The sequence below is a fragment of the Pseudomonas sp. PMCC200344 genome (assembly GCF_030053095.1).
Lineage (GTDB): Bacteria > Pseudomonadota > Gammaproteobacteria > Pseudomonadales > Pseudomonadaceae > Aquipseudomonas > Aquipseudomonas svalbardensis.
In genome coordinates, this window is sequence record NZ_CP125618.1 from 2,983,907 (window position 1) to 3,010,075 (window position 26,169).

Genomic DNA, 26,169 nt, shown 5'->3' on the forward strand with positions numbered 1-26,169 from the left:
TAGTCAGGAGGAATAATAAAAATGTTGATCACCGGGATCAAAAGTCGACCGATCTACGACCGGTTGCAACCGCTGCCGGGAGGTATCCGGCACATCATTGCTGGGCAAGGCAGCGGCGGTCGCGCAATGTTGCGCTTGCTGGGTGATATGGCTGGCCTGAATCGACCGATCACCTTGCTGTACTCCCAGGAGTCGTTTTCCGGCCAGGACTTCCTGGACCAACTGCATCAGCACACCGAACACCCATTGCACGTGCATACCTCTAACCAGGCGCTGATCGACGAGCTGAAGACCCTACTCGGCGAAGCGCGCATGGGCACTCGTCTTTACCTCGCAGGTTCTGAAAGTTTCCTCGGTAGTGCCATGCAAGTGGCCACGCATTTCGACCTGAATCGCGACGAGGTGCTTCGCGAGCACTCTGGAACGCTGGTCCGTCGCGTCTGGTGCGTGCACTGCGACAGCTACACCGAAAACGTCACCCAACGCGTCTACGACTGCCCCGGTTGCGGCATAACGCTGGTGGTTCGCGATCACTATTCCCGGCGGCTGGCAGCATTCCAGGCGGTCAAAGCCGATGCCGAAGTCCCGGGTGAATTGCCTGAAGCCGAGGAGCTCGACACATGAGCCAGAACAATGGGACGTTGAATCTGCGCGTGGACCGAATCGAATCGGTAACCCCGGAAATCAAACGCTTCACCCTGGTCTCGCCGACCGGCGCGCATCTGCCGGCGTTCTCCGGCGGCAGTCACGTTGTGGTGCTGATCGCCAATCAGAACAACACCTTGCGCAATCCCTATTCGCTATTGAGTTCGCCCTACGACACCAGCAGCTATCAGATTGCCGTGCGCCGCGTAGAAAGCGGTCGCGGCGGTTCGGTCTTGCTGCACGACAACGTCAGTGAGGGCGATCTGATCGAGGTCACGCCACCGGCCAACCTCTTCCCGCTGATCAAACAGGCGCGCCTGCACCTGTTCATCGCCGGTGGGGTCGGCATCACGCCGGTCATTTCCCAACTGGAAGAGTTGCGCCTGAGCAAGGTGCCCTTCGAGCTGCATTACGCGGTGCGCGGCGAAGAGCACGCCCAGCTCGGCAAAGAGTTGCAGGCCATCTACGGCGAGCAGGTTCACCTGTACCGCAAAGGCATTGAGTCGCGCATGGAGATTCGCCGAATCCTCACCGGCCGCCCGCTGGGCAGCCACGTTTACGCGTGCGGTCCAGACAGCATGATCGACGCCACCCTGACCTATGCCCGCGACCTTGGATGGACCGACAGCCATGTGCACTTCGAACGCTTCCTTGAACAAAGCAGCGGCGGCGAAGCCTTCAGTTTCACCCTCGGCCGCAGCGGCGCGACGATCGAAGTTTCGCCGGACCAGACCATGCTCGAAGCGGTGGAAGCCGCTGGCTACTCCATGCCCTACCTGTGTCGTGGCGGCGCCTGTGGTCACTGTGAAACCGAGGTATTGGAACTCGACGGCGAGCTGCTGCACACCGATGACTGGCTGTCCGACGAAGACAAAACCAGCCGCAAGAAAATCATGCCCTGCGTATCCCGCGCCAAGTGCAATCGCCTGGTCATCGACCTCTGATCGACGGAGACATAACAATGAATATCAAATTCAATCCCGACGAAACCTACCGCGACGACTACACCTTCGCTAACAGCCCGGAGACTATCGCCCGCGCACCCTTCCCGTTCCCTGATGACGACTACATGTACTCGATGAACCTCGAGCCGCATGTCTCGGTCGGCGACGGTGCGTTTCGCGCCGCCTTCGATATCGATGAACACTACATCAGCGAGTGCCGGGACCGCGCGATCACCCTGGAGAAAGATCCGGGTATGCACTACATCTCGGCGCCGCACATGATGGAGGCACAATGGGACCTGCTTGAGTTGATCATGGAGTCCTATGCCCGGGACTATCCGCAGTACTTCAGCCTGGCGCGTGAAGGTCGGCAGTGGCATTGGACCAACCGTCTGCTGGACATCGACGACCACTTTACTTTCGGCGATCCGACTACCCTGCCCTACGAGCCAATGGAATACATGACCCGTCAGGCCCAGGGCGATTGGGTGCTGCAAGAAGAACGCGACGGCACGCTGTACTGGGGTGCCGGGATCGCTACCCAGCGCGCCGATTATTCCCTGCGTTTCAACCTCGGCATGAGCTGGGAAGAGTTCCATGGGCCGGTGCCGTTGGTGAAGGAAATCGGCATGCTCGACCGCGCGCTGAAGTTTTTGCTGCGTCTGCGCACCGGCCACCCGGTGCGTCGTTTGAACTGGTCGCTGACCGTCAATCCGCGCCTCGAAGTCTCGGCCGAAAGTCTGCCGGAATGGGCACCGGACCGCACCATCGTAACTGCGGAAAACGCCGGCAAGCTGGTCTACCTGCGTATCGAGTTGCAGCCGCTACATCGCCTGCCGCGCAGTAACGCCATCGTCTTTCCGATTCGCACTTACCTGCTCAGCCTCGAAGACATCGCCACCAATCCGGCGTGGGCCCGACGCATGCACCGGGTCCTGCGAGATTTGAACCAGCAACTGGTCGATTACAAAGGTTTCAGCCGCTACCGCGATGCCGCCGTCGAATGGCTCTCCAAGTACGACGACGGCCGCGACAGCGAGACCAAAAAACAGGCTTGAGTCTGACATTCACTACAACAAGAAACTCAAATAAGCGGGACAACCCGCCAGTACTGCAATCAACTGCCATTGATAATGAGGAAATAAAATGAGTGGCTTATCCAACGCGCGTGCAAGCGTCGCCGATCAGGATGCGGAACAACTCCGCGCCCTCGGCTACAGTTCGGATTTCAATAGAAGCATGAGTCTGTGGGAGAACTTTTCCCTAGGCTTCACCTACCTGTCGCCGGTCGTCGGTGTCTACACCTTGTTCGGTTTGTGTCTGGCCGCGGGCGGCCCGCCGATGTTCTGGTCCTACCTGCTGATCGGTGCCGGCCAACTGTTGGTGTGCCTGATTTTTGGTGAAATTGTTTCCCAGTTCCCAATCTCGGGCGGTGTCTATCCTTGGGCCCGTCGTTTGGTAGGCAAGCGCTGGGCATGGATGGTCGGCTGGGTCTATGCGTGGGCCTTGTGCGCAACCATCGCCGGAGTAGCGGTCGGTGCGGGGCCCTATCTGGCGATTATGCTGGGCTTCAATCCCGGTCCCGAGGCCAATATCTATATTGCCCTGACGATCATCCTGCTCTCGACCTGCCTTAATCTGGTGGGCACCAAACTGCTGGCACGAGTCGCAATGTTCGGCTTCCTCTGCGAGCTGGTCGGGGCAGTTCTCGTTGGTGGTTACCTGCTGATCTTCGAGCGTCATCAGCCATTTAGCGTGCTGTTCGACACCTTCAACCTTGAAGTCAACGGCTCGTACTTGCCGGCGTTCCTCGCGGCATCCCTAGCGGGTCTGTTCCAGTACTACGGCTTCGAGGCCTGCGGCGATGTCGCCGAAGAAACCCCGAACCCGGGCAAGCGCATTCCAAAAGCCATGCGCATGACCATCTATATCGGCGGCGCAGCAGCGATGTTCGCCTGCCTCGCGCTAATTCTTTCGGTTCCGGACATGGCCAAGGTGCTGGCCGGTGAAGATACCGACCCGGTAGCTACCATCCTGGCTAACGCCTTTGGCCCGGTTGGTTCGCGACTGGTCATGGCGGTGGTGATGGTGTCCTTTATCTCTTGCGCCTTGAGCCTGCAGGCAGCGGCCAGCCGTCTGTTGTTCGCTTATGCCCGAGACGAAATGATCGTCGGTAGCTCGCTGCTCAAGCGACTGTCGGGCAACCACGTACCGTCGTTCGCGTTGCTCATCAGTGGACTGGTGCCCGCAGCGATTGTCTGCCTGGGAATGTTCATGGCCGATGCCGTGGCGACCATCGTCGGTTTCGCGGCGATTGGTATCTACGTCGCGTTCCAGTTGATCGTCGTCGCGGCATTAATCGCTCGCGCCAAGGGTTGGCGCCCGAATGGCCAATTCACGCTCGGCGCCTGGGGGCTTTGGGTGAACCTGGCCGCACTGGTCTATGGCGTTTGCGCCATCGTCAACATGGTCTGGCCGCGATCACCGGATGCGCCTTGGTACATCAACTATTCGATGATCCTGACGACTCTGGTGGTGATGGGAGCCGGCCTGGTTTACATGCTGCTCGGCAAGCCTTATGACAAAGGTACGGCCCCTGCGGGCGATGCCTGGAAGCTCTCCAAGCCGCTTGCCAAACCCGTTGATAATTCGGGCTTGCCGGTACAACAGCGCTGACAAAGTGCCAGGGAAGTTTCACTTCCCTAGCCTATAAAAAAAGAGGAACAGTCATGCAAACCAAACTGCTGATCAATGGCCAACTGATCGATGGCGAAGGCCCCGCCCAACCGGTGTTCAACCCGGCCCTCGGTCGTGTGCTGGTAGAAATCAACGAAGCCAGCGAAGCCCAGGTCGATGCCGCCGTGCGGGCCGCCGACAGCGCCTTTGAAGGCTGGTCGCAAACCACACCGAAAGAACGCTCGCTGCTGCTGCTCAAACTCGCCGACGCCATCGAAGCACACGGCGAAGAGCTGGCCAAACTGGAATCGGACAACTGCGGCAAGCCTTACAACGCCGCGCTGAACGACGAGATCCCCGCGATTGCCGACGTGTTCCGTTTCTTCGCCGGCGCCAGCCGTTGCATGAGCGGTTCGGCGGGCGGTGAATACTTGCATGGCCACACCTCCATGATCCGCCGCGATCCGGTCGGCGTGATCGCCTCCATCGCACCGTGGAACTACCCGCTGATGATGGTTGCCTGGAAAATCGCCCCGGCCCTCGCGGCGGGTAATACCGTGGTGCTCAAACCGTCGGAACAAACCCCGCTGACCGCCCTGCGTCTGGCGGAACTGGCGTCGGAGATTTTCCCGGCCGGCGTACTTAACCTGGTGTTCGGCCGTGGTTCTACGGTCGGCAGTCCACTGGTCACACACCCGAAAGTGCGCATGGTCTCGTTGACCGGTTCGATTGCTACCGGTTCGAACATCATTTCCAGCACCGCCGATAGCGTCAAACGCATGCACATGGAACTGGGCGGCAAGGCTCCGGTGATCATCTTCGACGACGCCGACATCGACGCCGCCGTGGAAGGCATTCGCACCTTCGGTTTCTATAATGCTGGCCAGGACTGCACCGCTGCTTGCCGCATCTACGCGCAGGCAGGCATCTACGAAAAATTCGTCGAGAAACTCGGCGCGGCAGTCAGCAGCATCAAGTACGGCGAGCAGGATGACCCGTCGACCGAACTCGGCCCATTGATCACTGCGCAACATCGCGACCGCGTGGCCGGGTTTGTCGAGCGTGCCGTGGCGCAGCCGCACATCCGTTTGATCACCGGTGGCAAAGCTGTGGAAGGCAATGGGTTCTTCTTCGAACCAACGGTGTTGGCCGACGCGCAGCAGGACGATGAAATTGTTCGTCGCGAAGTGTTCGGGCCGGTGGTGTCGGTGACCAAATTCACCGATGAAGCACAGGTGCTGGGCTGGGCCAACGATTCCGACTATGGCCTGGCGTCATCGGTCTGGACCTCGGACGTCGGTCGTGCGCATCGCTTGTCCGCACGCTTGCAGTACGGCTGCACCTGGGTGAATACGCACTTCATGCTGGTCAGCGAAATGCCGCATGGCGGTCAGAAACTGTCCGGTTATGGCAAGGACATGTCCATGTACGGACTGGAGGATTACACCGTGGTGCGGCATGTGATGTTCAAACACTGATTGCTACTCAGTGAGCCGTGTCGCTTTTGGCGCGGCTCTTGACCGAACCACCTACGATTTTTTGCTCACCGTCCAGGCGGCCATCGTCAAAGTGATCGACGTTAGCGCCAATTACTCCACCGGCATCCCCTGACAGCTCCGGTTTCACCCGAACAAACGGCCGCATGATTGCCTGGACGCTAATCATCCGGCCCGGTTCCTTGACGAATTAAGGTGTACCCGCCAATTCCCTCGCCGTCTTCTCAATCAGCACACTGAATTTCTTGCGCAGCATCCACGAATCAGCCTTGGCCAGATCCATCGCGGTTTTGATACCCAAAGCATCCAAATGCATTTTCATGCGTCGACCCACACCCCATACCTCAGACACATCCGTGTTGCGCAGCACCCAGTCGCGCTTGAAGGGATCACAGATGTCGACCACGCCACCCGTTTCAGCTTGCAGACGTTTTGCGGTGTGGTTCGCCAACTTCCTTTGTTGACTTTCTGGTTGGGATTATCAGAGCATCATTAAGCTTAGCGCTGTGTACTAACAAACATAGCACTCAACGCCTCTTCACTTTACGCGTCGTTGAATTCAGGCTTGCACGTAAACCCAGGCACTGGCTCCAGACTTCAGCACAACCCCTACCCGCCGATAGTCGGCCACTTCATACTCATCGGCCGCGAACAGCTCCTGCTCCGTGATCTCAAAAACAGTGCCGGCGATTTCATCCGACAGATCCCTGCTCTCTTGCACTATGAGGTGGTGGGTTTTCCCACTCGCGGCCAGCACTGCCGGATCGGTGATTTCGACCCAGTTCTGTTTGTACCCCGGCAGGCTATCAGCTCGCCCTTTCAACTTACGCCCGAAGGTGGCCAGCTGGACTGCTTGATCTTGCAGGGTGCCATAGGAGAACAACAGCACCGGTTGCTCGGCTACATGGGTCATTGGAGCTCCTAAGTTGTTCAGATCAGCAAGTCTTCATAAAACGCGCCAAATGGACGCTCGGGATGGGCAAGCTGGATTTCCAGAATCCACAGGCCGGTGTTCGGATATTGATCAAGATCCCCGAGGTCGCCGCCCCGGTAAATCGCATGGGGAAAATCGCTGACCCTGTGCCCCTTGATGTCGAGGTTGAGCGTCCAGCCCATGGCCAGCGCCTGAGCGGCTGCAAAGTCGTAAAGCGCCACCCCCGAAACCCGCTCACTGCGCCAGAAGCTTTCGACCCGATTGAACAGCTCCTTGGCCGCCGCGGCACAGGCGATCATTTCCGGATCGGAACCCGTGGTGAACGTCGCGCCGGCATCACCTTCATGCCCCTGCCACACCACCCCCATGTCGATGAAGAAAATGTCGTCGGCCCCCAGCTCTGGATCGCCATCTGAACGCTGCTTGAAGGTCTTGAGCGTGTTGCCGCCGAAGCGGATCAGCAGCGGGTGCCAGATCCGATCCATACCCAGTGCCGCCAGGATCTCTTTGCCTCGCAACTGAGCCTCGGATTCGCGCATGCCGGGCGTGATGACTCGGGCGATCTGATCGATGGCCTTCCAGGTCATCTGCTGTGCGTGACGCATCGATTCCAGCGCATAACGTTCACCTACCGCTTCTTTGCTGCTCAAGACCGTACTCATCATTCATTCCCTTGGTGAGAAAGCGCAGGCCAAGCGCTATATAGTTTTATATATTGCGATACTCAACATCAAAGATAAAGCCATGACCCAGGCTTCAACCCAACCTTATGACAATCTCTAGCACCGAGACCGTTGATCAATGCAGCACGCTGGATCACTCTCTCAAGCCCGCAGTGACCAGCATCCGCCAGCGGAATCAGCACCTGATCCTGAAGGCGGCCAGCGAAGAGTTTTCAGTGACTGGTTTCGACGCCACCCAGACTCGTGACATCGCGGCTCGTGCCGGGATTCCTAAGGTAAATCTCTATTACTACTTTCAAAGCAAAGAGAATCTATACGCTCGAGTACTGCTGAGTTTTGTTGAGCCGACGACAGTGACTTGGTGGCTGCTTCCTTGCTGATTATTTGAGCTTGTTCGATTGTTCGTGAGTACTGGCATTCTTCAGTGTCGATTTAGAAGTTTGGCGTCAAGCGAGGTCATCCGGTTCCAGATGCAGTTCTTCAATGATCGAGGTTGGTATGCGCTGGGTATTTCCTAATTCGTTCGTCACGCCTCTGAAAACTTTTCCCGAAGCGGTGGTTACCTTGTAGGCAAAATCGGCCACGGGTTCACCTTCAGTATCGAGCAAGATAAATTGCTCATCGAAGCCAAATGAAATCGGGATAATCGGCGTAAATGTCGCACCACCGCCACTGTTGCCAATGATGACGGTTCCGGATCCGCCCATTACTGCGTTGCCATGATTACCAAGGCTTCCAACAACGACCGCCGGCAAGCCGTTGGTAATGACGTTGTCCGCGATTTGACTGCCACAGGCTGTGGGGTCGGTTTGTCTGGCTGCGCTCAGCCATCAAAAAATACATCTGGCGAACCGCCGGTAATAGGGTTCGTGCCATGAACCGGTAGTGGGCAAGCTGTTGGGTCAGACACCCGCGCTGCAGGTTTACCACTCATATGAAGCTCCTTAATTGACGTGGATTTGATAAGAGCCGGCAGTGCTTCCAAAGCACCAACGGCAATCGACTGGGTCGAATAATTTTATTTGATCCCAACTGCTTGTTTCGGTGTCATGGGTTGCCATTACACCTATGGCTTCACTCTTGTGCCAATGCATCCCCTTTGTGTGAGCATCCAGGATGTTGAGGAGTGCGTTGTAGTCGGCAAATTTTCACTGGTTATAAATCGGGGTTATGCCACGACAGCGAAAAGATCAAACAGCCTTCGGCAGCTCCTTGGTGCGATCTTTTAAGCTCGACCACCCCTTTCCTCGACGACTAACTCGCGCAACGTATCAAGAAAAAGCTTGAGCACCGGCGAGTCATCGTCCGCGCGGTAAGTGGCGTACAGCGGCACTTCCGGCAATGCCGGTGTCAGGCGACGAAACACCAGCCCGACTGGCGCCATCTGCTCGATGGACGCTGGCAATAACGCCACGCCGAAACCCGCCCGCACCAAGCTGAGCAGGGTTTGAACCTCGATCACCTGCTGGCGGATTTGTGGGGTAAACCCCGCCTTGATGCAGCACTGAAAGAGAAAATCGGCAAACCGCGACTGCTTGAGTTCCAGCGCCACAAAAGGCTCCTGTGCCAGGTCCTCCGGTGCCAGGCTTTCGCGCCGTGCCAAGGGATGATCGACCGGCATGACCACGCGAATCGGCTCGTAGATCAGCAGTTCATTGCGCAACTGCGGATCGTCATAGCCGACCCGAAACACACAGGCATCGATGCGTTTCTCCTTCAACGCCATGACCTGTGCCGCCGGCGTCATTTCATGCAGCCGCCAGGACACCTGAGGATAGCGCTCGCGGAAGAGGTGTAAGGCCCGCGGTAGCACGCCCACCATCACCGAACTGATCATGCCGATTTCCAGCTCGCCCAACTGGCCACGACCGGTCTGACGAGTCAGGTCTAGGGCGCGGTTCAGTTGTTCGAACACCAGCGGCGCCTGTTCCTTGAGCATCTGTCCGGCCGCCGTCAGCTCGACCCGGTGATGGCTGCGCTCGAACAGCGGCGTACCCAGTTCCTCTTCCAGTAGACGAATCTGCTGGCTCAGCGGCGGCTGACAGATGTGCAAACGCGTAGCAGCCCGGCCAAAGTGCAGCTCTTCAGCAAGGGCCATGAAATACCGCAGCAATCGCAGGTCCATGACAGCTTATCCCAGGGTCAGTGGCGTCGAGCGCTGGCGCACTCCGGTCAAGATGAACAGTGCATTGGCGATGGCCGGGACCACCGACGTGCTGCCCAGTTCACCGACACCTCCAGGCTTGCTCGGCTCGCCGTCCAGTACCAGAATATCTATCGTCGGCATGTCCGACATGCGGGGCACCCGGTAATCATGGAAGTTGCTTTGCACCACTCTGCCCTGTTTGATGTCCATGCGGTCGAACAGCGCGTGACCGAGGCCCCACATCAAGCCGCCATAGATCTGCTCTTCGACACCGCCCGGCGACACCGCCAGGCCGCAATCGACCACGCAGGTGAGTTTATCGACCTTGATCACACCGTCTTTTTTCGAAAGTCTGGCGACCACCGCGATGAAGCTGGTGTAACCCTGATTGGTGGCGATCCCCAAGGCTGTCCCTTCCGGCAATGGCTGGCCCCAACCGGCACGTTCGGCGGCGTTCTTCAGCACCGCGACGTGCCGGGGCCGGCCTTGCATGTTAGCCAGGCGAAAGGCCAACGGATCCTGTCCCGAGCTGTGTGCCAATTCGTCCATGAAACTTTCGACGGCAAACACATTGGGAATGAAACTCACGGAGCGATACCAACCGCTGGGCACATTGCTTTCGTGCTTGACCCAGACCAGGTCCAGATTCGCAGGACGATAAGCAAAGTCCCACGCAGTGATAGCCTCGGTCGTGCTGTAGTCCATGTGGTCGGGGCGTTCGAAATAGCCTGGTTCCCACTGTTCCGGCGAAGCCGGTGAGACAGCGTCAAGTTTCAACGCCGTCAGGTTGCCCTGAGCATCCAGCGCACCTTTGACTCGATGAAGAGTCGCCGGGTGCATGAACAGCGAACGCATTTCGTCTTCACGGCTGTTCATCAACTTGACTGGCACCTTGGCCTCCTGCGCCAGGTATGCCACTTCGAACAACCAGTACTTGGCCTCCCGCGCCCCGAAGCTGCCGCCGGACACCAACTCATTGATGGTGACCTTATCCTTGGCGATCTTGCACACCTTTTGCGCAGCCTCCAGCGCCGAAGATGGCACCTGAACGCCGCCCCAGTAGGTGATGGCGTTATTCTTCACCTCGGCGGTGATGCAGATCGGTTCCAGCGGGTTCTGCACCTTGTACGGCATGAGGTAATCGGCTTCGAGCAGCTTCGCGGCTTTCGGCCACTGAGCGCTGACATCCCCCGCCGCCATGGCGGACACCCGCTGTGCGGTCTTGTCGTCGATGGCCGCCGCTTGCGCCGTCGCCAGTTGATCGCTGTCGAAACCGGCCAGGGGTGAATCGCTCCATTGCACCTTGAGCAACGCACGACCCTGTTGGGCGGCCCAGTAATTGTCCGCGAGCACTGCGACGCCTTCCTGATTGCCGCCCAGCACATCAGGCCGGCCGGGAATCGCGATCACCTTACGCACGCCCGGTACTTGCAACGCCGTACTGGAATCCACCGAGACAACCTTGGCGCCGACCACTGGCGTGCGCTGAATCACCGCCACCAGCATCTCTGGCAATTCCACGTCGATGCTGTACTTGAAGCGCCCGCAAACCTTGGCCGCCGCATCGCGCTTGTGCCGCAGTTTGCCAATGTACTTGAATTGCGCGGGGTCCTTCAAAGTGACCTTGGCCGGTGCTGGCAATTTCGCGGCAACACTCACCAGCTCACCGTAACCCAGGCTGCGTTTGCTGGCGGAATGCACCACTCGGCCCTCTTCGGTTGTGCAACTGTCGGGACTGACTTTCCATTGTTTGGCCGCCGCAGTGATCAGCAGTGCACGCGCCGTGGCACCGGCCATCCGCAGGCGATCGTATTCCAGCGAAACACTGGTGCTACCACCCGTCGAGAAGACTTTCCATATCGGGTGAATGTAGGTTTCAAAGAACGGATTTTCCGGCGATATCACCTGCACGGTCATCGGGTTGACGTCCAGTTCCTCGGCCACGCAAGCGGCCAATGCGGTGTGGGTGCCTGTGCCGGAATCGTGTTTGTGCACCACCAGTTTCACCGTGCCGTCGGGCAATACCCGAACCCAGGCGTTGGGCTCGAATTCCCCTGCAGGCGCAGGTCCTTTCAGGTCCGTAGCGGCTATGCCTGAGGGTAGATAGAACGCAATTGCCAGGCCGCAGGCAACAGTGCCAGCCTGCTTGAGAAAGAGACGGCGCGGCAGTTCGATCTGTGTGTCGTCGATAAATGTCATCACGCCTCCTTCGGCGCAGCAGCGGCGCGCTTGATGGCTTTATTGATTCGCCCGTAAGTGCCGCAGCGGCACACGTTGCCGGACATGGCGTTGCGGATCGAGTCATCGGTGACTGTCGCACCGGTGTTGAGCAACGCGGCTGCGGACATGATCTGCCCGGATTGACAGTAACCACATTGCGGGACATCTTCGGCTACCCAGGCCAGTTGCAGCGGATGCTGTTCGGTGGGCGACAAGCCCTCGATGGTGGTGATGCTGTGCCCCGCCACGGCGGCGACCGGCAGTTGGCAGGAACGTACTGCGACACCGTCCAGGTGCACGGTACAGGCACCGCACAGGCCCATGCCGCAACCGAACTTGGTGCCGGTGAGTTTCAAGTGATCACGCAACACCCATAACAAGGGCATGGAGGGCGATGGCTCTACCGGCTCGTGTCGTTCGCCGTTTACCGTGAATTCGATCATTGTCAGGCTCCAAGAGAGCGGCCCGTCTTTGTGCAGGCCTGGTCGCCGATTATTGAGAGTCTGTGGAAAATCGGGCCAGCGACGATTTCTGCCATCCTGTGTAAGTAGGACTAACAGCATGTACAAGCGATACCCGTCGGTGCAGTCCATGAGTGCCTTTATTCAGGCGGCTCGCAGCGGAAGCTTCTCCAGCGCTGCGCGCAAGCTTGACCTGACCCACAGCGCGATCAGCCAGCAGATCCGCAGCCTGGAAGACTTCATCGGCCAGCCGCTGTTCGTACGCGAAGGTGGCGGCAGTAACCTGACCGATGCCGGGCAATTGTTTGCCAGCGTGCTGTCCGACGGCCTGGCGCAGATCGACCGGGCGCTTTCCTCGGTGAAAAACCGCAGCGTCGCGCAGCGGCTGACCCTTGATGTCGACAGTGAATTGGCCCAAAGCTGGCTCAATCCACGGCTACCGGAACTGCTCGATTTGTTGCCTGACCATGAAGTGGTATTGCTATCGATGCCGCGCTCGGATCGCAGTTCGTTCGAGCGGGTGGACCTGGCGTTGCGGTACGGGTATGGCGATTGGGAAGACTGCGAGATGACCCAGATCTGCGGTGATCGAGTGACTGCGGTGGCATCCCCGGCGCTGCTTGAGCGCCATGGGTTGCAGGTGCCAATTACGCCGGCGCAGGTGCTGGAATTGCCGCTGCTGGGGTATACGCGGCGCTCATGGATTCCCTGGCTGGATGCAGCAGCAATGGCGCCAACCGAGCCGAATGCTCGGGTGGTTTTCGATAATGCGGCCAACCTGATTGCAGCGGCCGAAGCCGGGGTTGGCGCGGGGCTGGTGCGCGGGTTGCTAGCGGCGGATGCGTTGCGCGCGGGGCGTTTGGTAGAGCTGAACGCGGCGCAAATTCCGGCGCATTACAACCTGTATGCGGTGTGGCCACCTGGGCAGGCCGAGCGGGTGGCTCCGGTGGTTGAAGTGATCAAGACGTTGGCTCAGCAAACGCTGATCTGACGCCTTCGCGAGCAAGCCCGCTTGTGTCTTGGGCAGGAATTAGACTGAGGGTGAGAGCGGTGAGTGGCAAGCTGAATGCCCGGAGTGCTTAAAGCACGTGTGGGAGCCCATGCTGCCATTCACCTCTCCGCTCTGGTTATTGAGCCCGAACAGTTGAACGAGCCGACCTCGAACATTACAAGCGTGGTGCCCAGCCAGAGTGCTCTCACCTTTGAGTGTAAGAGGGATCGGCTATGTTTTCCTGCGCAGGCATCGATGTTTCCAAAGATACCCTTGAAGTTCGGATTAACCCGCAAGACGTTGGCGCGAGTCACCTCAATACCGCCAGTGATTTCCTTGCGCTGATTGACTGGTTAAAGCGCTATCAGGTCAGCCGCGTATTGCTGGAAGCCACCGGCGGCTATGAGCGAGAGGTCATGAAAGCGCTTCAGGCTGCCGGCTTCGAAGTCTTGCGGATCAACCCTCGCCGAGCCAGGGATTTTGCCAAGGCCATGGGGCAGCGCGCTAAAACCGACCCGATAGATGCGCGGCTGCTCGCGCAGTTTGCCGAAGTCATAAAGTCGCCAAGCAACCGAATCACCAGCCCTGAACAGGACAATTTGCGTGCGCTGGTACAGCAGCGCGAAAATTTTGTTCAGCAGCAAGGCGACGATATACGGCGCCTTAAAACAGCCTCTGCTGACACGGTAAAACCCTGTCTGCGAAGTCATATCGACTATTTATGCCAAGCCATAAAGTCGATAGAAAAGCTGATCCGTCAAACTGCTAAAGACCTGGACAGTGATAAAACGGCCCGTTTGTGCTCGGTCAAGGGTATAGGGCTCGTGACGGCAGCCAGCTTGATGGCCTACTTACCCGAGCTGGGCGAGGTTGGACGGCACGAGATTGCAGCGCTGGCAGGCATAGCCCCCTACAACGACGACAGTGGCAAGCATGAAGGCCCCCGCCACATTAGCGGCGGCAGGTTTGCTGCGCGTCGGGCAATGTACATGGCGTGCTGGGTGGTGATTCAGCGACAGCCTGAGTTCAAAGCGCGGTATGACGCACTGCGTCATAAGGGTAAATGCGCAAAAGTAGCGCTCATCGCCTGTATGCGTGTGTTGTTGATACGGCTGAACGCCATGATCCGAGACCGAACCGAGTGGAAAGAACCCTTGGCCTAAACGGGTCGCGGTGTTCCTGTAGGGCATCGCATGGCCTAAAGCTGTGGGAGTTCAGCTGTCTATCAATATGCTTTCAAAATAAAGGTCATCAAGACAGTTGCTCCCACATGTTGATCGGTGCCAGACACAAATCCTGCACTCACTGAAGATCCCCTGTGGGAGCGGGCTTGCTCGCGAAGAGGTCCGCCCATCCACCACAAACCCCTGCCCCATATCGAACACATATCAACACCCCGCCCAATTAATATTGTACGAACCCCACCCCCCCTTCCAATACTTCCCCCCAAGCAGCCAGCGTCCCGAGCCGGATGCGACCAGGCGAGGGAATGCGCAGCAGTGCGCATAGAAATGGCCGATTGCCCGGGACGTGGCTGCTGCGAACCGCAAGGTTCCCTTCCCCGCTATCAGGAGATCGACTTCAATGATCATCGATATCAGTTGCTATCCCACCGACTTGGTGGACCTCGCCTGGAGGCATGACGGTGACCCGTTCACCGGCGAGCGTCTGCTGGAGATGATGGATGGCCCGTACATGGTCAACGGCAAACCTCGCCGTATCGACAAAGCCTTCATCCAGCCGCCACAAGGCAACACCATTTACACCTGGACCGACGGCGACCTCAGCGGACGCGAATCCATCGATGCCTACATGGCTTACACGCTGAAGATGGTCCAGACCTACCCGGATCGCTTCATTGGCTGCTTCGTCTACAACCCGCGCTGCGGCGTGGAAAACGGTGTCGAGGCGATTGAGCGTTACGTCAAGGAACACGGCTTCAAGATGGTCCAGATGCAGGCCAACATGCACGCCTATCGCCCGGACCGTGCGCTGGACTGGGTCCGTCCGGCCTTCGAAAAATGCGCCGAGCTGGGCATCCCGGTCAAGCTGCACACCGGCGACGGGCCGTACAGCATCCCGTCGGAATGGGTGCCGATGATCAAGGAGTTCCCCAACGTCGATTTCATCATGGCGCACTTCGGGGTGCAGACCGGCGGCGTCTACGTGTTCGAACCGATGCAGTGGGCGATGGAGCTGCCCAACGTCTACTGCGAATCGGGCTGGTGCCTGCAATCGCGGATCGTCGAGTTCGCCAAGGTCCTGCCGACCCACAAAATCCTTTTCGGCACCGACACCCCTCCGAACGAGCCGGGCATGTGGCTGCGCCTGCTGGAAGTGCTTTGTCATGAGCCGCCGCAAGGTCTGAATCTCGACGAGGACACCCTCGAAGAATACCTGGGCAACAACACCGCACGGATGATCGGCCTCGAACCGACCCCGCCGCCACGTTCCGTGTCCGAAGCCGAGGCGCAGTTGAAGCGCCCTGTCATTACCCAACTGGCCAGGAGTTGAACCGATGATTATCGATACCCATCTGCACCCCACCAACCTGGTCGATGAGGCCTGGCGCCACACCGGCGAACCGTTCACCGGCGAGCGCATGCTCAAGCTGATGGACGGCCCGTACATGATCAACGGCAAACCGCGCCGCATCGACATGGGCTTCATCCAGCCGCCACCGGGCAACACCGGTTATCGCGACGGCAACCGGCGGGGCCGCGAAGGCGTGCGCGACTACATGTCGTACATCGCCGAGCTGTGCATGAAGTACCCGGATCGGTTCATTGGCAACTTCAACTTCAACCCGCGCTGGGGACCGGAAAACGGTGCGGCAGAGCTGGAGTTTCATATCAAGGAATACGGTTTCAAGATGCTCAAGCTGCACGCCAACATGCACGGCTATCGTCCCGACCGGGCACTGGACTGGCTGCGGCCGGCGATGAAAGTCTGCGCCAAGTACAACATCGTGGTGCTGATCCACACGGGTGACGGTCCGTACACCATCCCGACGATGTTCTACCCGATCATCCGCGAATTCCCGATGGTCAACTTCATCATCGGTCACTTCGGCATCCAGACCGGCGGCAACTACTCGTTCGAAGCGTTCTGGATGGCCATGGACACGCCGAACGTGTACTGCGAATCCGGTTGGTGCTTCCAGTCGCGGATCGTCGAGTTCGCCAAGGAGCTGCCGCGCAACAAGATCGTCTTCGGCACCGACTCGCCGCCGAACGAACCGGGCATGTGGTTGCGCGAACTCGAAGTCCTGTGTTCGCCAGCGCCGCAAGGCCTGGGGATTGATGAGGATCACCTTGAGGATTACCTGGGCAACAACATTGCCCGGTTGTGCGGCATCGAACCGACACCGCCACCCAAGGATCTGATCGAGGCGGACATTCGTCTGACCACGACCTACCTCTAAGCGTTTTAAAACCAGAGCAAAGCGGCTTTCCAGGCGTACAGATGAGCCCGGCGTTCGATCGACCGGCAGGCCAACGGCTTGTCGATCGAACGTCGCCCTCAGCCCTGCACGCCTGCTTTTTACGAGGTGAAACCATGACCCTCTCTACGCTCGGCGATACCCAGGACTTTCACGATTTCATCGACGCCTATCGCCGGCAGTACCCGGACGATGTGCTCACCGTCCACGAATCTCTTTCGGCCGATCAGGACGTCACCGCCCTGGTCGATGCCCTGGCGACTCAAGGCCGTGACCCGCTGCTGATCTGCGAAAAAGTCGGCAACCTCGGTGTGCCGGTGGCGACCAACCTGTTCGCCTCCCGAACCCGCATCGCACGGATCTTCGGTGTCACTGCGGCGCAACTGCACGAAACCTTCCAGGCCCGCGCCAATCATCCGATCGCGCCCCGCTACGTCGAAACCGGTCCGGTACTGGACGAGATCTTCGAAGGCGAAGCCGTGGACCTGGCGCTGTTGCCGATGCTCAAGCACTTCGACAGCGACCGTGGCCCGTACATTACCAACGCGATCATCATCGCCGAAGACCCGGTCACCGGCATCGCCAACATGAGTTATCACCGCTCGATGCGCCATGCCCGACAGACCCTCGCCACCAGCCTGCATTCGCGCGGTCACTTGTGGCGCATGCTGCAAACCGCTCGCGAGCGCGGTGAAGAATTGCGCGTGGCCATGGTGGTCGGCGCCCATCCGCTGTTTATGCTTGCCGCAGCAGCACGTTTGCCGTTCGGCAGCGATGAACGCGCAGTGGCAGGTGGCCTGTTTGGTGCCCCATTGGAACTGGTCAAGACCCCGCTTTATGGCATCGGCGTACCGGCCTATGCCGAGTTTGTGCTGGAAGGCGCCATCGATCCGGCGGCCTATGCCGAGGAAGGTCCGTTCGGCGAGTTCAGCGGCTATTCCTCAGACCGTTCAACCAATAACGTGCTGCGGGTCGACACCCTGATGCGGCGCAAGGACGCTTGGCTGGTGGACGTGGTCGGCGGGCGGTACGCCGAACACCTGACCCTGGCGCGCCTGCCACGGGAAGCGGAAATGAGCGAGAAACTCAAGGCACGCTTCCCCGCCGTCACCGCCGTGCACTACCCCAATTCCGGCACGCACTTTCATTGCTACGTGGCGCTGGATCAAAGCCGCGATGGCGAGGCGCGGCAGATCATGCTCGCGCTGCTGGGCTGGGACCCGTACCTGAAAACCGTGATCGCGGTGGACAGCGACATTGACATCAGCGACGACAGCCAGGTGCTGTGGGCATTGGCCACACACTTTCAGCCGCATCAGGACATCTTTGTCATCGACGGCTTGCCCGGCAGCCCACTGGACCCTTCGTCCTCGGTCAACGGCACGACTTCGCGCATGGGGCTGGATGCTACTCGCGGTTCGGGGTTCGACGGGATCAAGGCGCAGCTGGATCAAGACGTCGTCGAACGCGCGCGCAATCTGCTCAAGAGCTATCAATCGTGAGCCGCCAACGGATGGTGGTCGGCATCAGCGGCGCGTCCGGCTTCATTTACGGCGTGCGCTTGCTGGAGTTGCTGGCTGAACTGAACATCGAAAGCCACCTGATCATCAGCCGGGCCGCGCTGCTGACCATGGCCCATGAAACCGACTACAAACTGGCGGACGTCACCGCGCTGGCCAGCCACTACCACCGGGCCGACGACGTGGCTGCCGGAATCGCCAGCGGTTCGTTTCGCTGCCTGGGCATGGTGGTCGCGCCGTGCTCCATGCGCACGTTGGCGGAGATTGCTACCGGCTCCTCCTCGGGGCTGATCGGCCGCGCTGCCGACGTCACATTGAAAGAACGCCGGACCTTGGTGTTGATGGCCCGGGAAACGCCGCTGACCCTCGCCCACCTGCGCAACATGACCGCCGTCACCGAAATGGGCGGGATCATCGCCCCACCGGTGCCGGCCTTCTACGCCCTTCCGCAAAACCTTTCGCAAATGGTCGATCACAGCCTCGGCCGTGTCCTCGACCTGTTCGGCCTCGACGCCGGGACCGCGCTGCGCTGGGGTGAACCCGGCCCATCGGCCACCGGCCATTTCGCAACAACAAAGGAGCTCGCATGAACAGCCCATTCAACGCCCCTACCCCGAACCGCAAAATTCCGGTGACCATCCTTACCGGTTTCCTCGGCGCCGGCAAAACAACCCTGCTGAACTACATCCTCAGGGAAAACCACGGCCGCAAGATTGCCGTAATCGAAAACGAATTCGGCGAAGTCGGCATCGACGGCGACCTGGTGCTCAGCTCTGAGACCGAAGAAATCTACGAGATGGTCAACGGCTGCGTGTGCTGCACCGCCGAGGTTCGAGAGGACCTGGTGCGCATTGTCCGCGAACTGGTGGCGCGCCCGGTGCGGCTGGATCACATCTTGATCGAGACCAGTGGTCTGGCCGATCCGTACCCGGTGGCGCAGAGCTTCTTTATCAACGACCCGATTGCCGATGAAGTCGAACTGGACGCCATCGTGACCATGGTCGACGCCAAGCACATCGTTCAGCATCTGGAGGATTTGCAGCTGGATGGCGTGGACAACCAGGCGGTAGATCAGATCGTCTGCGCGGACCGCATTGTGATCAATAAGGTCGATCTGGTGAGCGAGGACGACGTGGCAGCGCTGCGCGGCAAGATTCGTGGATTAAACGCCACGGCGGACCTGGTGACCTCCAGCTACGCCGAGATCGACCTGTCGAAGATTCTCGGCATCGGTGCGTTCGAGTCAACGCAAAAGCTGATGGAAATCGGCTCCGAGCACGACCACCACGCCGACGAGCACCACCATGATCTGGATCATGACCACGATTCGAGCGTGTCGTCAGTCGGCATCGCCGTGGACGGCGCCGTGAATCTGCTCGCCTTCCACCAGTGGATCAGCAAGTTGCGCGATGAGCAGGCCGACAACCTCTACCGAATGAAAGGCGTGCTGGCCGTCGCGGATCAGGATCAGCGTTACGTGCTGCAGGGCGTTCACAGCCTGGTCGAGTTCCGTGCCTCCACCTCATGGGGCACGGAACCACGCTCCAGCAAAATTGTGTTCATCGGCCGCGACCTGGACCGCGCGGCGTTGAACCAAGGCTTTGCCGCCTGCCTGGCAGGCTGAAAAAACGGCATCGGAGCCGGTGGATGGCGGCTCCGGGCACACAGAACGAATACCCCTCTCTACAGCATAAAAACAGCAAGAGGTGATTCCCCATGTCGTCAGCCACATCCCCATCAAAAACCCCTTCCACCGTCCACCCGGTCGACCAGATTCTGCCGGTCCGCCAAATGCTCACCCTTGGCCTGCAACACATGGCCGTCTCGTACATCGGCGCCATCGCCGTGCCGTTGATTGTCGCCAGCGCCCTGAAAATGTCCCAGGCCGACACCGTGGTGCTGATCAGCACCACGCTGTTCTGCTCCGGCATCGCCACGCTTTTACAAACCGTCGGCTTCTGGAAATTCGGCGTGCGTTTACCGATCTTGCAGGGCGTGGCGTTCAGCAGTGTCGGCCCGGTCATCGCCATCGGCACCAACCCGGAGGTGGGGTTCGCCGGGGTCTGTGGGGCGGTGATCGGCGCAGGGATCTTCACGATGCTGGTCGCACCGTTCGTGGGTCGATTGCGGCGGTTCTTTCCGCCGGTGGTCACCGGTTGCATCGTCACGGTGATCGGTTTGCAGCTGTTTCCGATTGCCTATGAGTGGGTCGGTGGCGGCCGACACGCCAGCGATTTCGGTGCGCCGGCGTACCTTGCAGTCGCCGCCGTCGTGCTGGCGACCATCCTCTTGGTCAACCGTTATGGCAGCCCGATGCTGCGCAACATGGCGGTGCTGGTGGGCATGCTGGTGGGCGCGGGGCTGGCCTACGGTCTGGGCATGGGCAGTTTCCAAAGCGTTCAGGAGTCACCCTGGCTCACCGTGCCCTACCCGTTCTACTTCGGTTTGCCGACCTTCAGTCTGATCCCGATCGCCACCATGGTAGTGGTGATGATTGTGCAGATGGTCGAGTCCATGGGGCTGTTCGTGGCCATCGGCGACATCGTCGAAAAACCGGTGGAAGACAAACAGGTGATCAACGGCCTGCGCGCCAACGGACTGGCGAGCACCATCGCCGGGATGTTCGCGGCGTTTCCGTTCATCGCCTTCATGGAAAATGTCGGGCTGGTGATTCTGACTGGCGTGCGCAGTCGCTGGGTGGTGGCTGTCAGCGGGTTGCTCATGTGTTCCGTGGCATTGATACCGAAGGCCGGTGCGATCATCGCCTCGATGCCGACCGCCGCACTCGGTGGTGCCGGGATTGCCATGTTCGGCGTGGTCGCGGCCGCGGGGATTCAGACCCTGGCCAAGGTCGATTACGAGCGCAATCGCTACAACGTGCTGATCGTCGGTTTCACCATCGCCGCCGCCCTGGTGCCGGTGCTGGCGCCGGCCCTGTTCAAGCAAATGCCCGAGTGGTCCCAGCCGTTCCTGCACAGCAGCGTGGTGATCGCCTGCCTGGTGTCGGTGCTGCTCAACGCCGCGCTCAACGGCGTCAGCGTTCCCGACAGCGCGGCAACCAAGCCCGCGCCCCACAGCCTCTGACTGGAGAAGCCCATGACTCAACTTCAAAACATCCTGATCAAAAACCCGGTGGCGGTGATGACCGGCCTGCGTGGCCCGCGAGCCCGGGCCGGTGCTGTAGACATTCGAGTGGTGAACGGGCACATTGCCGAAATGGCTGAGGGCCTGGTTGCGCAACCCGGCGAACGAGTGATCGATGCCCGTCACTCGGTGGTCTACCCAGGCTGGATCAACACCCACCACCACCTGTTTCAGAACCTGCTCAAAGCCGTGCCCGAAGGTTTGAATCAAGACTTGCAAGGCTGGCTGGCCAGCGTGCCCTACCCGCGCCTCAACCGTTTTACACCACAACTGGCGCAGATCGCCGCGCGATTAGGCATGGCCGAGTTGCTGTTGTCGGGGGTAACGACCTGCGCCGATCACCATTACCTCTATCACGCCAACGGCACAACCGAGACCGGCGACCTGCTGTTCGACACGGCTGACACGTTCGGGATGCGTTTTGTGCTGTGCCGGGGCGGCGCCCTGGAGTCCGCCAGCGCCCATCCGGGATTCTCGAAAACGGCGCTGCAACCGGAGACGCTGGAGCAGATGGTCGGTGACATCGAACGGCTCAAATCGCGGTACCACCAGGACACTCCAGATGCGATGCGTCGAGTGGTGGTGGCGCCGACCACGCCGACGTTCTCGCTGCCGCCCACCTTGCTGCGCGAGCTTGCGCACACCGCTCGCGGCCTTGGATTGCGCTTGCACACGCACCTCTCGGAGACGCAGAACTACGTCAACTTTTGTCGCGAGAAATACAACTGCCTGCCGGTGGAATTCGTCGCCGAACACGAATGGCTCGGCCCCGACGTCTGGTTCGCTCACGCGGTGCATTTGCAGCCGGGGGAAATCCGCATGCTCGCGCAAACCGGCACTGGCATTTCTCATTGCCCGGTGAGCAACGCACGGCTGGGCAGCGGCGTCGCGCCGGTACCACAAATGTATGAGGCTGGGGTGCCAATATCGCTTGGGGTGGATGGCGTGGCATCGAACGAATCCGGAAGTATGGTCGGTGAGGCGCACACGGCGTGGTTGATTCATCGCGCCGAACAAGGGGCTTCGGCGACCACCGCCGAAGATGTGATTCATTGGGGCTCGGCCGGCGGCGCGCAAGTGTTGGGGCTGGGTTCGGTCGGAACGCTGGAAGTTGGCCAGGCTGCGGATCTGGTGATCTATGGCCTCGATCATCCACGGTTCTTCGGCTTCCACGATATCGCGCTGGCGCCGGTGGTCGCGGGTGAGCCGATTGCCGTGCGGTACAGCATGGTCGGGGGGCGGCTGGTGGTCGACGACGGCGTGATTCCGGGGCTGGATCTGGAGCGCATGCGCGCTGAAGCGTGGGAAGGGGTGCAGCAGTTGATGCATGTCGTCGACTGATCCAACCGCCAACACAACCGCTTGTTGGAGCTGGTTTGCCGGTTCCAACAGGTTGCGCACCGACTTTTGGGATAACACACCATGTCCGGCCTCAACGACCTCCTCCAAGCCATTGAAACCTGCGCCCGGCAAGGCGAAGAAACCGTCCTCGCCACCGTGGTCAAGGTCGAAGGCTCGGCCTACCGCCGCCCCGGCGCACGCATGCTCATTCCCCTCCACGGCCGAACCATCGGCACCGTCAGCGGCGGATGCCTGGAACAGGACCTGGCCAAAAAGGCCTGGTGGCTGACCGATTCCGGCGAGCCGGTGGTGCGCCGCTACAGCACCGGCGCCACCGAAGATGAAGACGATGACCAAAGCGTCCTGACCTTCGGCCTCGGCTGCAACGGCACGGTTTTCGTCATGCTCGAACGCCTGCGCGCGAAGACCCCGTCATTGGCCATCGAACTGTTGCGACAGGTGCGTGACAGTCTCCAACCCGCGGCCATGGCGACCATCATTGCCACGTCTCGCCACACGTCGGTGCGGGTCGGTGATCGGGTGGTGTCGCACGCAAGCCCCGCGCTGCGCAATCGCGCACTCGACAGCAGCATCCGCAAAGACCTGCGCAAAACACTCACCGAGAAAAAATCCTCTCTGCGGCTCTACACCGATGCCCGTGGAGAAGTCGAAGTGTTCTTCGAATACGTGGCTCCGCCTCCGCGCCTGGTGATCTTCGGCGCCGGCCACGACGCCCAGCCACTGGTGCGCATGAGCAAACTGCTGGGCTGGCACGTCAGCGTGATCGACAGTCGCAGCCACTTTGCCCGCCCTGAACGCTTTCCGCAGGCCGATGCGGTCATCGTCGCGAACCTCGACGCCTCCATCGTCCTCGGACCGTTGATTGAGGGGGCCGCAGTGGCCGTCATGACGCACAGCTACCGCCAGGACCGACACTGGCTCGGCCAATTGCTGCAAGGCGCACCAGCCTACATCGGCCAACTTGGCCCCCGCGAGCGGACCGAGCGCTTGTTGACCGACATTCGCCAACATAATCCTGCCCCGAATGCATTGCTACAGCTGCACTACCCAATGGGCCTGGACCTTGGCGGCGATGCGCCCGAAAGCGTCGCGCTCTCGATTCTGGCGGAGATGACGGCGGCGTTGAATCTGCGTAACGGCGGGATGCTCAAGCATCGTAGTAAACCGATTCATTACGTGGATTTGCTGGTGTGTGAAAAGTTGGAGGCAGTGGCAGCGGTCGATTGAGCTGGTTTCAAACAACGACAGTTTCTCGGCACCTATAAAAAAGTCCCTCAAGCCGAAGTGGACGACTACTCAAGGAAATGAAAGATGCAGAACCGCACGTTTCTCGTTCGGCAGACCTTTGCCATCAGTACTCTGTTATTGACGACGGCCACTTCATTGCAAGCTGCCGACTGGAGCGATAACTCAATCAGTTACTGGTATGGCACCCACTTCGCTGAGCCGGGCATCGATGGCCCGATCGCCAAGCACATCGTTGAGTTCACTCACGTTGACGGATACAAATACGGCAGCAACTTCCTCGACGTGCAGGTGTTGTTTTCCGATAAAGACGATCCAGCCGCCGGCGGCGACAACGGTGCTACCGAGGTGTATGCGATATATCGCCATCAACTTTCACTGAATAAAATATCCGGCCAGGATTTCAAGTGGGGACCCGTTCGGGACTGGTCGCTTTCGGGTGGCGTCGACTGGAACACCAAAAACACTGCCTTCGCGCCGGCCAAACGCATGCTCGTCATCGGGCCGACGATCAATTTCAACGTGCCAGGTTTCTGGGACTTCAGTGTGATGTACCGCGCCGAGCGCAACCACAATGGCTTGCCGTTTGCCCAAGAGCACGATATCCGCTTCAACGACACGTACTACCTGGAAACCGCCTGGGACATTCCATTTCAGCTCGGTTCGGTACCGCTCAAATGGAAGGGCTTTGCCAACTTCATCCCGCCCAAGGGCAAGGACGGCTTCGGCAACGACACCGTGAGCGAGACGCTCGTGCACCTCGCCTTACTGGTGGACGTGGGCGAGCTCACTTTCGGCAAGAAAGACACCTTCTTTGCCGGGGTGGGTTACGAATACTGGAAGAACAAGTTCGGTAACAACTCTGCCAACACGCCTGGCACCGAAGCCAACACGCCGTTTCTGAATCTGGAATGGCATCTATAACGCTCGAATCAGAAGGAACACCGCCTTACACGGACAGTAGCATTGAGCTTACCGACTCCATGGACAATGCCCGCACTAATGCGTGGGAGTAGACCCTACAACTTAGCCTCGGGCCGGTAGCCGGGCGGTGGGCTGACCGGACTCATACGGCTAAACCTCAATGTAGCCCTAGGTCTGCGACAGGCAGCTACCGGCCCAGAGTGTGTAAAAACGCCTCCGCGAACCCTTGCTATGATTTCAGAGGGTTTCATCGCAGGGATCGCCCATGAAGCGCTTTATCCAAGGTGAACATCGAAGCCAAAGCACCTTACTTCCCGAGAGCCTCGACGACTACGTCAGCGATACCAACCCGGTGCGCGTAGTCGATGTCTTCGTCGATGAACTCGACCTGATCGTCTTGGGTTTTGACGGCGCTATTCCAGCTGACACAGGCCGGCCTGCTTACCACCCCGCAATCCTGCTGAAGATCTACATCTACGGCTATCTGAACCGCATCAAGACCGGCGCAGCGAACTGCGCCTACGGGCATCGAAGGACTCTATAGATCTCCCAAATCACCTGCATCGTTGCGTCTTCGATCGTTCCTTCATTACGGCATAAAACCCAGCCGTGATCTGCTATCGCTCGCTCGAACGCCTTGGTACAAGCGACATGTTCTTCCAGCTTATGGATCACGGTACTGCTCAGCCCACGACGTCGTGCCGCTGCCCTCGCCCATGAAACATCAGGGGCGGTGACAACCCCTACATGCAGGTCTGGCACTCGCACATTTCGATCAATGTTCAACTGTAGAATCTCTGCAAACGGGACTATCCGGCGAAATGCGGCATCAGACGGGTACCAGCGATCGATCAAGATGATGCTGCCTGGTGGCTGTTTAGCCAGCACGTGGTGGGAAATCCAGGTACGGCTATCAGCAAAGCGCTCACAAACCTCCAACTCCAAATCCCGGGTGGGATTTCTGACGAGTTTGTTAACGAGGGTCATTGTTTCACCCCTAAAGGGGTCGCTTTTTCTCTCACAAAGTCGGATCACCTTTTTGTTGTCTGCCCTCAGTACTTTCGTAACGGCCTCCAACAGTGTGGTTTTGCCGGCTCCTTTGGGCCCATCTAGAGAAACAAACAGCGGACGATTCATTCTTCACATAACGATTGATATACGGTTTTTTTGCCCGGTTCGTTCGCTGGAACCGCTTGGCGCGACTACGCGAATCGAGTGGAGGGTCCTTATGAACAGACATTGATGAACACTCTAACCTGATTTCTGGCTAACGAGTCTCAAAATCCAGGGTTACAGGCGCTTATGAACATCGGTCATCTCAGTTTTTAGTGTGCCT

Annotated in this window: 24 protein-coding genes and 4 pseudogenes; 18 read left to right on the forward strand and 10 right to left on the reverse strand. The window is 59.3% G+C overall.

From position 1 onward, the window contains the following. Positions 1-21 precede the first annotated feature (21 nt). From QFW87_RS13515 to QFW87_RS13535, 5 genes are all read left to right on the forward strand, one after another. Positions 22-624, forward strand: coding sequence for a dimethylamine monooxygenase subunit DmmA family protein (locus QFW87_RS13515; protein WP_283190750.1), 603 nt, complete (start codon positions 22-24; stop codon positions 622-624). Further along, the gene (locus QFW87_RS13520) at positions 621-1,589 is read left to right on the forward strand and encodes a PDR/VanB family oxidoreductase (protein WP_283190751.1); all 969 of its coding nucleotides are present in this window, start codon (positions 621-623) and stop codon (positions 1,587-1,589) included. The genes QFW87_RS13515 and QFW87_RS13520 overlap by 4 nt, the downstream gene beginning before the upstream one ends. A 17-nt stretch (positions 1,590-1,606) precedes the next feature. After that, positions 1,607-2,647: a DUF3445 domain-containing protein gene (locus tag QFW87_RS13525; protein ID WP_283190752.1), complete on the forward strand. Its 1,041-nt coding sequence runs from the start codon at positions 1,607-1,609 to the stop codon at positions 2,645-2,647. Positions 2,648-2,735: 88 nt separating this feature from the next. Next, on the forward strand, positions 2,736-4,265 hold the full coding sequence (locus tag QFW87_RS13530; RefSeq protein WP_283190753.1) for an amino acid permease: 1,530 nt from the start codon (positions 2,736-2,738) through the stop codon (positions 4,263-4,265). A 53-nt stretch (positions 4,266-4,318) separates the two neighbouring features. Next, the gene (locus QFW87_RS13535) at positions 4,319-5,743 is read left to right on the forward strand and encodes a gamma-aminobutyraldehyde dehydrogenase (RefSeq protein WP_283190754.1); all 1,425 of its coding nucleotides are present in this window, start codon (positions 4,319-4,321) and stop codon (positions 5,741-5,743) included. Positions 5,744-5,750: 7 nt separating this feature from the next. Here the strand turns inward: QFW87_RS13535 and QFW87_RS13540 are convergent, their stop codons facing one another. From QFW87_RS13540 to QFW87_RS13555, 4 genes and pseudogenes are all read right to left on the reverse strand, one after another. After that, positions 5,751-5,930, reverse strand: a complete 180-nt coding sequence (locus QFW87_RS13540; protein ID WP_283180294.1) for a hypothetical protein — start codon at positions 5,928-5,930, stop codon at positions 5,751-5,753. A 24-nt stretch (positions 5,931-5,954) separates the two neighbouring features. Continuing rightward, positions 5,955-6,215 (reverse strand): annotated as a pseudogene (locus QFW87_RS13545) (DNA polymerase V subunit UmuC); the annotation flags it as partial. Positions 6,216-6,320: 105 nt separating this feature from the next. Then, the gene (locus QFW87_RS13550; protein WP_283190755.1) at positions 6,321-6,674 is read right to left on the reverse strand and encodes a gamma-glutamylcyclotransferase family protein; all 354 of its coding nucleotides are present in this window, start codon (positions 6,672-6,674) and stop codon (positions 6,321-6,323) included. Between the two features lie 17 nt (positions 6,675-6,691). Then, positions 6,692-7,357, reverse strand: a complete 666-nt coding sequence (locus QFW87_RS13555; RefSeq protein WP_283190756.1) for a M24 family metallopeptidase — start codon at positions 7,355-7,357, stop codon at positions 6,692-6,694. A 173-nt stretch (positions 7,358-7,530) separates the two neighbouring features. Here QFW87_RS13555 and QFW87_RS13560 point away from each other — a divergent pair. After that, a pseudogene (locus QFW87_RS13560) lies at positions 7,531-7,725 on the forward strand (helix-turn-helix domain-containing protein); the annotation flags it as partial. A 99-nt stretch (positions 7,726-7,824) separates the two neighbouring features. On the opposite strand, the gene QFW87_RS13565 reads toward QFW87_RS13560, so the two are convergent. From QFW87_RS13565 to QFW87_RS13585, 5 genes and pseudogenes are all read right to left on the reverse strand, one after another. Next, complete coding sequence (locus tag QFW87_RS13565) at positions 7,825-8,085, reverse strand: hypothetical protein (RefSeq protein ID WP_283190968.1); 261 nt, start codon at positions 8,083-8,085, stop codon at positions 7,825-7,827. 24 nt (positions 8,086-8,109) lie between these two features. After that, positions 8,110-8,312 (reverse strand): annotated as a pseudogene (locus tag QFW87_RS13570) (PAAR domain-containing protein); the annotation flags it as partial. Between the two features lie 291 nt (positions 8,313-8,603). After that, the gene (locus QFW87_RS13575; protein WP_283190757.1) at positions 8,604-9,503 is read right to left on the reverse strand and encodes a LysR substrate-binding domain-containing protein; all 900 of its coding nucleotides are present in this window, start codon (positions 9,501-9,503) and stop codon (positions 8,604-8,606) included. A 6-nt stretch (positions 9,504-9,509) separates the two neighbouring features. After that, the gene (locus QFW87_RS13580) at positions 9,510-11,723 is read right to left on the reverse strand and encodes a molybdopterin cofactor-binding domain-containing protein (RefSeq protein WP_283190758.1); all 2,214 of its coding nucleotides are present in this window, start codon (positions 11,721-11,723) and stop codon (positions 9,510-9,512) included. After that, entirely contained in the window at positions 11,723-12,187 is a 465-nt protein-coding gene (locus tag QFW87_RS13585; RefSeq protein WP_283190759.1) for a 2Fe-2S iron-sulfur cluster-binding protein, read from the reverse strand. The genes QFW87_RS13580 and QFW87_RS13585 overlap by 1 nt, the downstream gene beginning before the upstream one ends. A gap of 118 nt (positions 12,188-12,305) precedes the next feature. On the opposite strand from QFW87_RS13585, the gene QFW87_RS13590 reads away from it, so the two are divergent. From QFW87_RS13590 to QFW87_RS13645, 12 genes and pseudogenes are all read left to right on the forward strand, one after another. Then, positions 12,306-13,196, forward strand: a complete 891-nt coding sequence (locus tag QFW87_RS13590) for a LysR substrate-binding domain-containing protein (RefSeq protein ID WP_283180300.1) — start codon at positions 12,306-12,308, stop codon at positions 13,194-13,196. 233 nt (positions 13,197-13,429) lie between these two features. Continuing rightward, positions 13,430-14,359 (forward strand): transposase, encoded by a 930-nt coding sequence (locus QFW87_RS13595; RefSeq protein WP_283180508.1) that lies wholly within the window; start codon positions 13,430-13,432, stop codon positions 14,357-14,359. 421 nt (positions 14,360-14,780) lie between these two features. After that, positions 14,781-15,710 carry an amidohydrolase family protein gene (locus tag QFW87_RS13600; RefSeq protein WP_283190760.1) on the forward strand — a complete coding sequence of 310 codons (930 nt, stop codon included), beginning with the start codon at positions 14,781-14,783 and terminating at the stop codon, positions 15,708-15,710. Positions 15,711-15,714: 4 nt separating this feature from the next. Further along, on the forward strand, positions 15,715-16,620 hold the full coding sequence (locus QFW87_RS13605; RefSeq protein WP_134418495.1) for an amidohydrolase family protein: 906 nt from the start codon (positions 15,715-15,717) through the stop codon (positions 16,618-16,620). Positions 16,621-16,754: 134 nt separating this feature from the next. Continuing rightward, positions 16,755-18,140 (forward strand): UbiD family decarboxylase, encoded by a 1,386-nt coding sequence (locus tag QFW87_RS13610; RefSeq protein ID WP_283180301.1) that lies wholly within the window; start codon positions 16,755-16,757, stop codon positions 18,138-18,140. A gap of 11 nt (positions 18,141-18,151) precedes the next feature. Then, positions 18,152-18,748 carry a UbiX family flavin prenyltransferase gene (locus tag QFW87_RS13615; RefSeq protein WP_283190917.1) on the forward strand — a complete coding sequence of 199 codons (597 nt, stop codon included), beginning with the start codon at positions 18,152-18,154 and terminating at the stop codon, positions 18,746-18,748. Continuing rightward, positions 18,745-19,782 (forward strand): GTP-binding protein, encoded by a 1,038-nt coding sequence (locus tag QFW87_RS13620; protein ID WP_283190761.1) that lies wholly within the window; start codon positions 18,745-18,747, stop codon positions 19,780-19,782. Before QFW87_RS13615 ends, QFW87_RS13620 begins: the two co-directional genes overlap by 4 nt. A 92-nt stretch (positions 19,783-19,874) precedes the next feature. Further along, positions 19,875-21,242: a nucleobase:cation symporter-2 family protein gene (locus tag QFW87_RS13625; protein ID WP_283190762.1), complete on the forward strand. Its 1,368-nt coding sequence runs from the start codon at positions 19,875-19,877 to the stop codon at positions 21,240-21,242. A 12-nt stretch (positions 21,243-21,254) separates the two neighbouring features. Beyond that, positions 21,255-22,643, forward strand: coding sequence for an amidohydrolase family protein (locus QFW87_RS13630; RefSeq protein ID WP_283190763.1), 1,389 nt, complete (start codon positions 21,255-21,257; stop codon positions 22,641-22,643). An 81-nt stretch (positions 22,644-22,724) separates the two neighbouring features. Then, positions 22,725-23,891, forward strand: coding sequence for an XdhC/CoxI family protein (locus tag QFW87_RS13635; protein WP_283190764.1), 1,167 nt, complete (start codon positions 22,725-22,727; stop codon positions 23,889-23,891). Between the two features lie 84 nt (positions 23,892-23,975). After that, positions 23,976-24,833: a hypothetical protein gene (locus QFW87_RS13640; RefSeq protein WP_283180307.1), complete on the forward strand. Its 858-nt coding sequence runs from the start codon at positions 23,976-23,978 to the stop codon at positions 24,831-24,833. Between the two features lie 265 nt (positions 24,834-25,098). Then, a pseudogene (locus QFW87_RS13645) lies at positions 25,099-25,335 on the forward strand (transposase); the annotation flags it as partial. A gap of 17 nt (positions 25,336-25,352) precedes the next feature. Here QFW87_RS13645 and QFW87_RS13650 read toward each other — a convergent pair. Beyond that, positions 25,353-25,970 carry a dTMP kinase gene (locus QFW87_RS13650; RefSeq protein ID WP_283180308.1) on the reverse strand — a complete coding sequence of 206 codons (618 nt, stop codon included), beginning with the start codon at positions 25,968-25,970 and terminating at the stop codon, positions 25,353-25,355. Positions 25,971-26,169 lie beyond the last annotated feature (199 nt).